This window comes from Serratia sp. CY81684 (assembly GCF_052166595.1).
Taxonomy (GTDB): Bacteria; Pseudomonadota; Gammaproteobacteria; order Enterobacterales; family Enterobacteriaceae; genus Serratia; species Serratia nematodiphila.
Genome location: NZ_JBJNOO010000003.1, coordinates 1,309,166 through 1,321,531, shown reverse-complemented (window position 1 = coordinate 1,321,531; position 12,366 = coordinate 1,309,166). Strand labels below are relative to the sequence as shown.

The window sequence follows — 12,366 nt, the reverse complement described above, 5'->3', positions numbered from 1 at the left end:
AGATTGTCCTATACCTGTTGTTTTTTGTCCGGATGATTGTAATCGAACAAGACGCGACTCCCTATACTGACGCCTTAACATTTAGGGAGCCCCTGCATCATGCAACGCTTATCTTTACCGCTGCTCGTCACCGTCATCATGACGCCGCAGATCCTGGAAACGCTGTACAGCCCGGCGCTCACCGCCATCCGCAGCGACTTCGGCGTCAGCGCCGCGCAGGCCGGGCAGACGTTATCCATCTATTTCTTCGCCTTCGCCCTCGGCGTCGCCTTTTGGGGAGCCTTCTGCGATCGGTTCGGCCGCCGTCCGGCGATGCTGGCCGGCCTGGCGCTCTATCTGGTCGGCGCCGGCCTCGCCCTGCTGAGCGGCAGTTTCACGCTGTTGCTGGCCGCCCGTGCGCTGATCGCCTTCGGCGCCGCGGTCGGCTCAATCGTCACGCAAACCATGCTGCGTGATGTCTATCAAGGCCCGGCGCTGGGGCGCATGTTCGCGCTGGTCGGCATCGCGCTCTCCATCAGCCCGCTGCTGGGAATGCTCGCCGGTGGCGCGCTGGTCGCCTGGGGCGGCAGCGCGGCGATTTTCACCGCGCAGGCGGCCTGGGCGCTGGTGCTGCTGCTGTGGAGTTACGGCAAATTGCCGGAAACGCGGCCGCGGCAAACCGCAACGGCCGCCGCGCCGGGCATTGCCCTGGCGACGATGTTGCGCGATCGGCACATCTGGTGTTCGGCGCTGCTGGTCGCCAGCTTCAATATTATGGTGTTCAGCTACTTCAGCCTGGCGCCGTTCATGTTCGAAAGGCTGGGGTTGAACAGCCAACAGTTTGGCTACTCGGGTGTGATGCTGGCGCTCGGCAGCCTGGCGGGGGCGCTGTTGAACCGCCACCTGCTGGCGCGCGGCGTCAGCGCCAAACGTCAGATCCTGCTGGGCGGTTTGCTGGCGGTGGCCAGCGGTGTGGCACTGTTCGGGTGGCAACACAGCCTGTGGATGCTGCTTCCCTGTGCGCTGGTGATGCTGGCGTTCGGGTTGGCTATCCCGAATGTGCTCAGCCAGGCGCTGAGCCGCTACCGGCAGCAACTCGGCACCGCCGGCGCGTTATTCGGGCTGCTGTACTATCTGTTGATCGGCCTGGGGCTGACGATTGCGGCGCGCGGGCAGGATTTGGCCGCCACGCTGCTGCTGTGCGGCCTGTTGAGCCTGTGGTGCGCCGGCCGCTTGCCGGCCGGTGCGCCCGAGCTTAACCCGAAAGCTGCTCGATAGTTTGCAAAATGCGCTTGTCGGAGATCGGGTAAGGCGTGCCCAACTGCTGCGCGAACAGGCTGACGCGCAGCTCTTCGATCATCCAGCGCACCGCCTTCACCTCTTCCTCCTGCTGTCGCTTCGGCGGCAGCTTGTTCAACCACTGCTGCCACGCCTGCTGTACCTGCTCCACCCGCAGCATCTGCGCCCGATCCCGGTGCGGATCGATAGCCAGTTTTTCCAACCGCCGCTCGATCGCCTGCAGGTAGCGCAGCGTGTCCGGCAGGCGTTTCCATCCGTTGCCGGTGACGAAACCGCGGTAGACCAGGCCGCTGAGCTGGGTCTTGATATCCGACAATGCCAGCGCCAACGACATGTCCACCCGCCCCTTCAGCCGTTTGTTGATGTTGAAGACCGCCGTCAGGATCTGCTCAACCTGTTTGGCCACCTCGACCACTGTGTCGTTCAACTCGGCGCGGATCTGCTCCTGCAGGCGCGCAAAGCCTTCCTCTTGCCAGACCGGGCCGCCGTGTTCGGCGATCAGCTTGTCGATGCCACACGAAATGCAGTCGTCGATCAGCTCCAGCACCTTGCCGTACGGGTTGAAATAGAGCCCCAGTTTGGCCTTGTTCGGCAGCTTTTCATGCAGATATTTGATCGGCGAAGGAATATTCAGCAACAGCAGGCGGCGTGTGCCCTGCCACATCGCCTGTTGCTGCTCGATTTCGCTGTCGAACAGGCGGATCGCCACGCTGTCCTTTTCATCTACCAGCGCCGGGTAAGCCTTCATCGAATAGCCGCCGCGCTTCTGCTCGTAAAAGGCAGGCAGTTGACCAAAGCTCCAGACATGCAGGTTGCTCTGCTCCAGCCCATCGTCGGCCACCGCCGACAGCGTCTCCTGCACCTTCTCTTTCAGCTGCAGGCGCAACGCGGCCAGGTCTTTGCCTTCGCGCAGCGTCTGGTTTTTCTCGCCCACCACGCGGAAAGTCATCTTCAGGTGATCGGGTACCTGATCCCACTGCCAATCATCACGTGACACGGTCACGCCAGTCATGCGCCGCAGTTCACGCTCCAGCGCGTCCAGCAGCGGCAACTCCAGCGCCGTTACGCGGCCGAGGAACGCTTCGGCGTAGTTCGGCGCCGGCACAAAGTTGCGACGCACCGGTTTCGGCAGCGACTTGATCAGCGCGATCACCAGCTCACGGCGAATACCGGGGATCTGCCACTCGAAGCCCTGCTCCTCCACCTGATTGAGGATCGGCAGCGGGATGTGCACCGTCACGCCATCGGCGTCGGTGCCCGGTTCAAACTGGTAGCTCAGCCGCAGCTTGAGATTGCCCTGATGCCAGAAGTTCGGGTAGTCCAGCGCGCTGATCTTGTTGGCGCCGTCTTTGATCAGCATCTCTTTTTCGAAGTTCAGCAGATCCGGCTGCTGCTTGGCGGCATTCTTCCACCAGCTGTCGAAATGACGGCCGGAAACCACATCGTTGGGGATGCGGCGATCGTAGAAGCCGAACAGCGTTTCGTCGTCCACCAGAATGTCGCGGCGGCGCGATTTATGCTCCAGCTCTTCCACTTCGGCGCGCAGCTTCTGGTTGTCGCGGAAGAAGGCGTGGCGCGTCTGCCAGTCCCCCTCCACCAGCGCATGGCGGATAAACAGCTCACGGCACAGCAATGGATCGATGGCGCCGTAATTGACCTGGCGCGCCGCGACGATCGGCAAACCGAACAGCGTGACCTTTTCGCTGGCCATCACCGCCCCTTGCGACTTCGACCAGTGCGGCTCGCTGTAGCTGTGTTTCACCAGATGCTGAGCCAGCGGCTCGATCCATTCCGGTTCGATGCGCGCGGCGATGCGCCCCCACAGGCGGCTGGTTTCCACCAGTTCGGCCACCATGGTCCACTTCGGCGGCTTCTTGAACAGGCCGGAGCCGGGGAAGATCGAGAAGCGGGCATTGCGCGCGCCGGTGTATTCCTGCTTGTCCGCATCCTTCTGGCCAATGTGCGACAGCAAGCCGGTCAGCAGCGCGGTGTGCACGCTGCGGTAGTCGGAAGGCGTGCTGTTGATCGGCAGCCCCAGCTCTTTCACCACCTGGCGCAGCTGGGTATAGATATCCTGCCACTCGCGCACCCGCAGGTAGTTGAGGAAATCGTTGCGGCACAGCCGGCGGAACTGGCTGGAAGAATTCGCCTTTTGCTGCTCCTGCAGATAATCCCACAGGTTGACGAACGCCAGGAAATCGGAGTCTTTGTCGGCGAAGCGGCGGTGTTTTTCGTCCGAGGCCTGCTGCTTGTCCATCGGGCGCTCACGCGGATCCTGAATCGACAGCGCGGCGGTGATGATCATCACCTCGCGCACGCTGCCGCTCTTCTGCGCTTCCAGCACCATGCGCGCCAGACGCGGGTCAATCGGCAACTGCGCCAGCTGCCGGCCCTGCGGCGTCAGCTGATAGTGGCCGTTGTCGGCGGTGGCGATCGCCCCCAGCTCTTCCAGCAGGCGCACGCCATCCTGAATGTTGCGTTTATCCGGCGCTTCGACGAACGGAAACGCGGCGATGTCGCCCAGCCCCAGCGAGGTCATCTGCAGAATGACCGACGCCAGGTTGGTGCGCAGAATTTCCGGATCGGTAAACGCCGGCCGCGACAGGAAGTCCTGTTCGGAATATAAACGGATGCACACCCCTTCCGACACGCGGCCGCAGCGCCCTTTACGCTGGTTGGCGGAAGCCTGGGACACCGGCTCGATCGGCAGGCGCTGCACCTTGGTGCGGAAGCTGTAGCGGCTGATGCGCGCGGTGCCCGGATCGATGACGTATTTGATGCCCGGCACCGTCAGCGAGGTTTCCGCCACGTTGGTGGCCAGCACGATGCGGCGACCGTGGTGCGACTGGAACACCCGGTTCTGCTCGCTGTTCGACAGGCGCGCATACAGCGGCAGCACTTCAGTGTGCGGCAAATTGAGGCGGTTCAGAGCGTCGGCGGTGTCGCGGATCTCGCGCTCGCCGCTCATGAAGATCAGAATGTCGCCCGGCCCTTCGCGCCCAAGCTCGTCCACCGCATCGAAAATCGCCTGCAGCTGGTCGCGGTCGGTATCGTCGCCGTCGTCGACCACCGGGCGGTAACGCACCTCCACCGGGTAAGTGCGGCCGGAAACCTCGATGATCGGCGCATTGTTGAAATGGCGCGAGAAGCGCTGCGGATCGATGGTCGCCGAGGTGATGATCACCTTGAGATCCGGGCGCTTAGGCAACAGTTCGCGCAGGTAGCCGAGAATAAAGTCGATGTTGAGGCTGCGCTCGTGCGCTTCATCGATGATCAGCGTGTCGTACTGCATCAGCAGGCGATCCTGCTGAATCTCCGCCAGCAAAATGCCGTCGGTCATCAGCTTGACCAGGGTGTTTTCCCCGACCTGATCGTTGAAGCGCACCTTGTAGCCCACGCTGCCGCCGAGCGGGGTTTCCAGCTCGTCGGCGATGCGGTTGGCAACGGTGCGCGCCGCCAGGCGGCGCGGCTGGGTGTGGCCGATCAGCCCTTTCACCCCACGCCCCAGCTCCAGACAGATCTTCGGCAACTGGGTGGTTTTCCCCGAACCGGTCTCCCCGGCAACGATCACCACCTGGTGATCGCGGACAGCGTTTAAAATGTCCTGCTTTTTCTGACTGACCGGCAGGCTTTCCGGATAGGTAATGCGCGGGCAAGACGCGGCGCGCGCCAGCACTTTTTGCCGCGCCGCCGCGATGTCGCTTTCCACTTCGGCGGCAACCGCCAGCTGGGCATCGGGATTTTTGATTTTTCGTGCGCCCTGCAGGCGACGACGCAGGCGTTGTTGATCGCGGAGCATCAGCTCGCCCAGTTGGGCCGGCAGTGCCTCGAGCGGAGATTTCACGTTCGGTGTTCCTTGTTTCTTCGCCGCCAAGACCAGGCTTAGCAACGGTTTAATGTTTTTTTAGCGATTTTTTTGCTTTAGCCGCACAGCCTATCACAAACGGCTTTTTCGCCCTACTTCCGCGAGCAAAACCTCGGCATGTCATTCAATAAAATCGAACGAAGATCTCGAAATATTGCGCTATCACTGTTGGAGGAATGTGAATAGCATGTACTTCATGCAAGGGACGCTGAGTCCTGATGTCACTGTCACAACGTAAGGAATTATCGATGAGCAACGTATTGGTTCTGAAATCAAGCATCCTGGCGACCTACTCTCAGTCTAACCAACTGGCCGATTTCTTCGTAGAGCAATGGAGCAACGCCCATAGCGGCGACACCATCACCGTGCGCGATCTGGCCGCACAGCCAATCCCGGTGCTGGACGGCGAACTGGTTGGCGCGCTGCGTCCTTCCGATGCGCCGTTGACCCCGCGTCAACAAGAAGCGCTGGCGCTGTCGGACGAGCTGATCGCCGAGCTGCAGGCCAATGACGTCATCGTGATTGCCGCACCGATGTACAACTTCAACATCCCGACCCAGCTGAAAAACTATTTCGATCTGGTTGCCCGCGCCGGCGTGACCTTCCGCTACACCGAAAACGGTCCGGAAGGCCTGGTGAAAAACAAACGCGCCGTGATCCTGACCAGCCGCGGCGGCATCCATAAAGGCACCCCAACCGACCTGGTAGAACCTTACCTGCGTCTGTTCCTGGGCTTCATCGGCATTACCGACGTGGAGTTCGTCTTCGCGGAAGGCATCGCCTACGGCCCGGAAGTGGCCACCAAAGCCCAGGAAGACGCCAAAGCGGCCCTGTCTCAGGTGGTTGCTGCCTAAGACCCTGCGCAGGGGCGCCGTGCCCCTGCCGGACAAAAGGCAAGTCCTGTCAAACCTGCACTACCCTCATAATAATCATCTATCCGTATCATTTAGCGCGCCAGACGGCGCGCTTTTTTTTATTTCTTCAGCCATTGTCCGTTGATGCCGCGCACATACTCGCCGCTCTGCGCACGCGTCACCAGCTTCTGCCCCGCCATGCGCGCCACTTCGTCGACGGCGATATGGTTGCCGTCCGCCACTTCCTGATACTTCTCGGCGCGGCCGGCGTTGATGCGCTTCACCAGCGCCAGCGTTTCCGCATCCTGTTTCACCGGCGCAATATAGCCGCTCAGGGTTTCGCCCACCCGCCCTTGCTGCTTCGCCTCATCCAGCGTCAGCGCCATCGCCACGCCGCTGAACAGCCAGACGGCGCCGGCCAGCCACACATAACGTTTTTTCATGTCGGCTCCTAGAACAGACCGCTTTGGGTTTTCAGCAGGTTTTCGACGTCCTTATCCACCTTGATATGAATCTCATGCTCGATCTTGACGTTCATATTGATGGTGATCGGATCCTTCGGCGTCGCCACCTCGATGCGCGGCACGCAGCCGCTCAGCAGCGAAACGCACAGCACCGCTGCCAGCGCCGACACACTCATGATTTTCATTGTTGCTCCCCAGGTTGTGAGAGGGCCTGCTCCAGCCACTCCTGTAAATTGTCGCCGAAGCGCAAACTGCGCCACAGCTGAAACACGTTTTCCTGATGGTGATAGTTCAGGATCACCTCGCGCTTGGCGCTTTTCTGCGGGTTGATGCCGTCGATGCGCGCGCTCAGCGTCAGCTCGCCCAGGTTGTCGAGATCGACCCGGGCGTGCGAACGGTTGATTTCCATGTAGCGCAGCCAGTCGATCGCCGCGCCGGTCGCCAGGTTATTGCTGCCGATGGCGTCGGCCATGTCTTTGTCCAGCCGCAGCGTCAACGTGCCGGCGTTGGCGATCCAGCCGTTTTGCACCAGCCATTTCGGGTGATTCAGGAACAGCGGCAGTTCGCCGTCGACCCGGCCGGACATGGCGAACTGCTTCGGTTTCAAAGCGGTGAACAGCGCGCTGAGATCGACCTTGTCCAGCTTCAGCACCGCGGCGTCATGCTGCGGCAACCGCAGCGCCGACAGGCTGATATGCCCGTTGAGCATGTCCACGCCGACGTTGCTCAACGTCAGCGGCTGCCTTTCGCTATAAGGATAGGTGCCCTGCAGATCGGCGGAAATATTCTGCATCTCGAACAGGTTGGTGAAAGACTTGATGCGCAGCGACACCGGCTGTTTGGCCCCCAATTGCCACTGATGCTGCTTGAACCGGTACGACAGGATGAAATCCAGGCCGCTCATCTCGCCGTCCTTCAGCCACATGCCGCCGTTTTTCACCACCCAGTGGCCACCGGCCTCGAACCCCTGTTCGCGAGCGGCGGAAAACGCCGACTGCGCGTAAAACTCGCCGTCGCGCAGCGTGAGATTGAGATCCGGCGCCAGCAGCGGTTGGAACACCTTCAGCGACTGTTTCGGCCACCAGGCTTCGCCGCGCAGACGTTCGCCGTCCCAACGGCCGCGCAGCGCTATCGGCCCAATCTGTTGCGCCTGCAGTTTGCCCTGCAGCTGGAAACTGTCCGGTGAACGGCCGTTTACCTGCAGCGCCAGCACCGGCGCCGGCAGATAGCCGCCGTCGCTGAAGCTGACCTTATCCGCCGCCAGCTGCAACTCGCCGTTGAACTGCGGACTTTGTTCATCACGCCGCCAGCGCAGCGGCTGATTGAGGCTCAGGCGCGGCGCGGCGACCGTCACCAGACCGTACTTCAACTTATCGAAGCCGGTGGAAAGTTTGTCGAGCACCAACTCACTGTCGCGCCAACGGCCGCTGCCGGCGACGTCCCAGGCGGCCTGCAGCGGCGGCAAGCGGCCATTGCCCCAGTAACGCCATTGCCAGTTGCCCTTGTCCGGCCAGAAATCCTGTGCCTGGCCGTCCAGGTGCAGCTTGAAGCGGCCCCAGTAACTGTCGCTGGCGCTCAAAATCGCCTGCAGGCGGCCGGTGATGCCGGCGGCGGTCACCTTCACGCCCGCCAGCGGCAAACGCGCCTCTTCCAGCGTCATTTCCGGCGTCACCTTGCCCCACAGGCGCAGCAGCGAACCGGGCTGCAGCACCAGCGTCGGGTTGAGAATGCTGCCGCCGATCACACCCGGGATCGACGCGGTAGTGGAAAAGTCGGCCAGATTGGCCTGGCCGGTCAGTTGGAAGCGCAGATCGCTGTCGGTCAACCCCACCTTGCCCGGCCCGAGGGTGAGCACCGCATTGCCCTTGCCGTTGTGACCCGCGGTGATCACGTTCAGCCGCGCGCTGATCTCCGTTTCATCCAGCCCTTTGCTCCAATCGTGCAACGCGATGCTGAGCCCGCCGTTCAACGGCTGCTCGCTGTACGGCCAACGCCACTCGCCCTGCTTGATGCTGACCCGCTGCGGCGAGACTTCCCACGGCAACACCGCCAGCGGGCGATCGTCGCCTTTCTCGCTCACCGTCAATACGCCCTGCTGCTGTTGCCAGCGCATGTCCAGCAATACCGGTTTTTCCAGATAGGCGGTCTGCATTTCCCCCTGCAACGCGCCCTGCGTCGGCAGGCTGGCCAGATCCAACGGGATGGTTATCTTGCCGGCGAGGTGCAGCGGTTGTGCGCTGTTGGGCGGAACCACGGTCAGGCTCTGCAACGTCAGCTGCTGTTTTTCATCCAGCTGCGCCTCGGCGCTGAGATTCGGGCCCCGATAATGCAGACGTTGCCCGTCGGGGCCGGAGGAAAGCTGCAGCTTGCCGGCATAGCGCTGCCAGGGAATGAGCGTCAGGTCATTAATGGTGAGATCCAGCGGCGGCAGCTGTTGCTGCAGCTGATCGAGCGCCAGCGGCGCGCTGTTGGCGTCGCCGCTCGGCAGTTTTGACAAACAGGCGCTATCGATGCTGACCTTATCGCTCGACAGCTGCCAGCGGCCCTGGCGGTAAGCCAGCCGCGTCGGCCCGACGTTGGCCAACAGGCAATCTTGCGCAGTGAAACGCGCCCCCGCCAACGCCAGGCCGCCCTGGCGCCAGTGCAATTTGCCCTGCAATTCCAGGCGGCTCCCCGCCGGCAACCAATGCGATAACACCCCCGGCAGCCAGCGCGGCAAGGTTTGCCACAACGTCAGCACCAGGATTGCGCAGCCCGCCACCGTCCCTATGAATACTTTCAATCGCCTGGTCATTAAATGATTGCTTCGTTCCTGAGTTAGGCATTGGTTAAGTCTATGCCTGAATTGACAATAATGATGGCACGAATTTGACATAGGGTGAAGCCGAGCGGGCTCGCAGAAGCGATTTGCACCTTTTTGGCGCAAACGTGTGCGGGGTTGTAGATTTTCGTTACATATACATCACATAAACAGGACAGTTTTCAGACTTTTGTTATTGTTGTTACCATTGATGATTAATAGTCTTGCAACCATTCTAATAAAAGTTTAGCTGCTAGCTAACTGTGTACTAGAGAAGCCATTCCCCACACCCCCGTGGGGATTTTTTTGCCGCCTGTCGCCACCGTCGCCTTCCCTTCACCGTACCAAGCCCCCAGCGCAGCCCGATAGCGGCGATTTTGACCATGTCGGAAATGGCTAACCAATTGTCGAATTTACTAAAATCTGTTAAATTGATCACAAAATCACGGTGGAGAAACCACGATGAAATTGGCGATATACAGTACCAAACAGTATGACCGTAAATACCTCGAACTGGTGAATCAGCAGTTTGGCTATGAGCTGGAATTCTTCGACTTTTTACTCAGTAAAAAAACCGCCAAAACGGCCGCCGGTTGCAAGGCGGTGTGTATCTTCGTCAACGACGACGGCAGCCGTGAAGTGCTCGAAGAACTGGCGGCGCTGGGCGTCGAAATTCTCGCCCTGCGCTGCGCCGGTTTCAATAACGTCGATCTGGACGCCGCCAAAGAACTGGGCATCAAGGTGGTGCGCGTGCCGGCCTACTCGCCGGAGGCCGTGGCAGAACACGCGGTCGGCATGATGATGTGCCTGAACCGCCGTATTCACCGCGCTTATCAGCGTACCCGCGACGCCAACTTCTCGCTGGAAGGGCTGATCGGTTTTAACATGCACAATCGCACCGCCGGCGTGATCGGCACCGGTAAAATCGGCGTGGCGACGATGCGCATTCTGAAAGGCTTCGGCATGAAACTGCTGGCCTACGATCCGTTCCCGAGCGAACAGGCGCTGGAACTGGGCGCGGAGTATGTCGATCTGAAGACGCTGTACGCGCAATCCGACGTGATCACCCTGCACTGCCCGCTGACGCCGGAGAACCACCACCTGCTGAATGCCGACGCCTTCGCGATGATGAAAAACGGCGTAATGGTGATCAACACCAGCCGCGGCGCGCTGATCGATTCCACCGCCGCCATCGATGCGCTGAAGCAGCAAAAAATCGGCGCCCTCGGGATGGACGTCTACGAGAACGAACGCGATCTGTTCTTTGAGGACAAGTCTAACGATGTGATTCAGGACGACGTGTTCCGCCGCCTCTCGGCCTGCCACAACGTGCTGTTTACCGGCCATCAGGCTTTCCTGACCGAAGAGGCGCTGACCAGCATTTCGCAAACCACGCTGCAGAACATCAGCCAGTTGGATCGCGGCGAAACCTGCCCGAACCAGTTGAACGCCTGAGCGTAACCTCGGGGCGCCCTTGCGGCGCCCTGTTTATTTGAGAGAACGCGATGAGAAAAACCACGGTAGCCGCCCTTGCGGCGCTGGCCTTAGCGGGGTGCAGCATGAAACCACACACGGCCGTCACGCCAGGCGATCTGTTGCATCACAACTTCGTGTTGCAAAGCGTGGATGGCGAAACGGCAAAATCACCGGCGGGCGGCGGCCTGCTCAATCTGGAGTTCGGCGAGAACCTGCATGTCTCCGGCACGATGTGCAACCGCTTTTTCGGCCAGGGGCAATTACGCGACGGCGTGCTGACGGTGAAATCGCTGGCCACCACGCGCAAGCTGTGCCCTGATGAGCCGCGCAACCGCTGGGATCGGGCGATTGGCACCGTGCTGGAAAACGGCGCCGAAGTGACGCTAAACGCACAGCAGCTGACGCTCACCGGCAGCGGCCACACGCTTATTTATACCCTGCGCGATTGGGTGTATTGATCCTGCAGGCCAGGCGCCGCGGGCTTATCCGGCGCAGCTGCCCAGGCCCAGCGTGCGTTCCTCACACTGTTTGCCGTTCGGCATCTGGCACATGCGCAGCGCTTCGCCGTTCAAGTTGTGCGCGATGGTGGTGACGCCGCCGACCGCCGCGCAACCGGCGCTGGTCTGCAACGTATTGATTCTGGCACTGTTGCCCTGCTGTACTGGCTCTTCGTTATTGCTGCTGCAGGCGGCTAAAAGCAGCACGGCGCTGGCAAGCAGCCATTTTGATGTCGTCATTATCCCACTCCTGAACCCGGAACTGCGCTGTGTAAAATCGCCATTGCTGATAACGCGCGTCACTTGGCGGACACGTTTCGCTATCTTTGATGCAAACTTGTTTAATCTAGCTCGATATATAAATAATGAAAATATATTCCAGCCATTATTTGTCGTTTTTTTGCGCCGGCCGAACATTTATTTTGTTTGCAGAATATTTCCGTGACGGCGCCACGCGCTGTCAGGCGCTGGCCGCACGCAAAAAAGTGATAACGTCACCGCGGCCATCGAGGAAGTTTTTCCCGCGACAGCGGTATTAATTATCTTCGTGTGCTTTCATTGCAGCGGCGCATTTTTTGCTACCGGAGAGAACGATATTTGTGTCTATGCTGGCGGCGCTAAGTAATTAGCATTCCACTATTTTCAGTGAATGATGACTGAATTCTTCAACCGGCGCGACTTGCTGTCACGCCGGCTTTTTTTACATCAAAATAACATTTAGTGCACAGAGGCTTTCGACAGTAAATTAATCACCAGCACGCCGGCAATAATTAATCCCATGCCGACGATCGCCGGCCAATCCAATTTTTGCTGATAAACGAACACCGCGGCGACCGACACCAGCACAATCCCCATGCCCGACCAAATCGCATACACGATGCCCAGCGGCATGCTCTTGACCACCATCGACAGCCCCCAAAACGCCACACCGTAGCCCAGCACCACCAGCAGCGACGGCCACAGGCGGGTAAAGCCCTCAGAGGCTTTCAACATGGTGGTGGCGATCACTTCCGCGACTATCGCCATCGTCAAATACATAAATGCGCTCATGGTTTTCTTCTGTCAATTTGCCGATGCGCAATTATGACGCGCCGGAAATAAATTGTCTTTAAACGGTGAAAACAATTTATTG

General features: G+C 60.1%; 10 protein-coding genes. 4 read left to right on the top strand and 6 right to left on the bottom strand.

Features of this window, described 5'->3' with window-relative positions; genetic code table 11:
* Positions 1–99: 99 nt before the first annotated feature.
* Positions 100–1,257 (top strand): MFS transporter, encoded by a 1,158-nt coding sequence (locus tag ACJ8QF_RS14170; RefSeq protein WP_004930459.1) that lies wholly within the window; start codon positions 100–102, stop codon positions 1,255–1,257.
* Here the strand turns inward: ACJ8QF_RS14170 and hrpA are convergent.
* Positions 1,235–5,122, bottom strand: coding sequence for an ATP-dependent RNA helicase HrpA (gene hrpA, locus ACJ8QF_RS14165; protein WP_015377993.1), 3,888 nt, complete (start codon positions 5,120–5,122; stop codon positions 1,235–1,237). The genes ACJ8QF_RS14170 and hrpA overlap by 23 nt on opposite strands.
* 269 nt (positions 5,123–5,391) lie before the next feature.
* On the opposite strand from hrpA, the gene azoR reads away from it, so the two are divergent.
* Positions 5,392–5,997, top strand: a complete 606-nt coding sequence (azoR, locus tag ACJ8QF_RS14160; protein WP_015377994.1) for an FMN-dependent NADH-azoreductase — start codon at positions 5,392–5,394, stop codon at positions 5,995–5,997.
* 119 nt (positions 5,998–6,116) lie between these two features.
* Here the strand turns inward: azoR and ACJ8QF_RS14155 are convergent, their stop codons facing one another.
* The 3 genes from ACJ8QF_RS14155 to ACJ8QF_RS14145 are packed head-to-tail and all read right to left on the bottom strand — an operon-like array spanning position 6,117 to position 9,255.
* On the bottom strand, positions 6,117–6,440 hold the full coding sequence (locus ACJ8QF_RS14155) for a YdbL family protein (RefSeq protein WP_004930469.1): 324 nt from the start codon (positions 6,438–6,440) through the stop codon (positions 6,117–6,119).
* 8 nt (positions 6,441–6,448) lie between these two features.
* Entirely contained in the window at positions 6,449–6,646 is a 198-nt protein-coding gene (locus ACJ8QF_RS14150) for a YnbE family lipoprotein (RefSeq protein WP_004930472.1), read from the bottom strand.
* Positions 6,643–9,255 carry a YdbH family protein gene (locus tag ACJ8QF_RS14145; RefSeq protein ID WP_442537598.1) on the bottom strand — a complete coding sequence of 871 codons (2,613 nt, stop codon included), beginning with the start codon at positions 9,253–9,255 and terminating at the stop codon, positions 6,643–6,645. The genes ACJ8QF_RS14150 and ACJ8QF_RS14145 overlap by 4 nt, the downstream gene beginning before the upstream one ends.
* A gap of 468 nt (positions 9,256–9,723) precedes the next feature.
* Here ACJ8QF_RS14145 and ACJ8QF_RS14140 point away from each other — a divergent pair, with 468 nt between their 5' ends.
* Together ACJ8QF_RS14140 and hslJ are read left to right on the top strand one after the other, a co-directional pair.
* Positions 9,724–10,716, top strand: coding sequence for a 2-hydroxyacid dehydrogenase (locus ACJ8QF_RS14140; protein ID WP_015377997.1), 993 nt, complete (start codon positions 9,724–9,726; stop codon positions 10,714–10,716).
* 50 nt (positions 10,717–10,766) lie between these two features.
* Entirely contained in the window at positions 10,767–11,195 is a 429-nt protein-coding gene (gene hslJ / locus ACJ8QF_RS14135; protein ID WP_260952789.1) for a heat shock protein HslJ, read from the top strand.
* A 24-nt stretch (positions 11,196–11,219) separates the two neighbouring features.
* Here hslJ and ACJ8QF_RS14130 read toward each other — a convergent pair whose 3' ends face one another.
* Together ACJ8QF_RS14130 and ssmE are read right to left on the bottom strand one after the other, a co-directional pair.
* A complete protein-coding gene (locus ACJ8QF_RS14130; protein WP_015377999.1) occupies positions 11,220–11,474 on the bottom strand; it encodes a DUF333 domain-containing protein in 255 nt (84 codons plus the stop codon).
* Positions 11,475–11,951: 477 nt separating this feature from the next.
* Positions 11,952–12,284, bottom strand: a complete 333-nt coding sequence (ssmE, locus tag ACJ8QF_RS14125; RefSeq protein ID WP_004930487.1) for a multidrug efflux SMR transporter SsmE — start codon at positions 12,282–12,284, stop codon at positions 11,952–11,954.
* Positions 12,285–12,366: the final 82 nt, after the last annotated feature.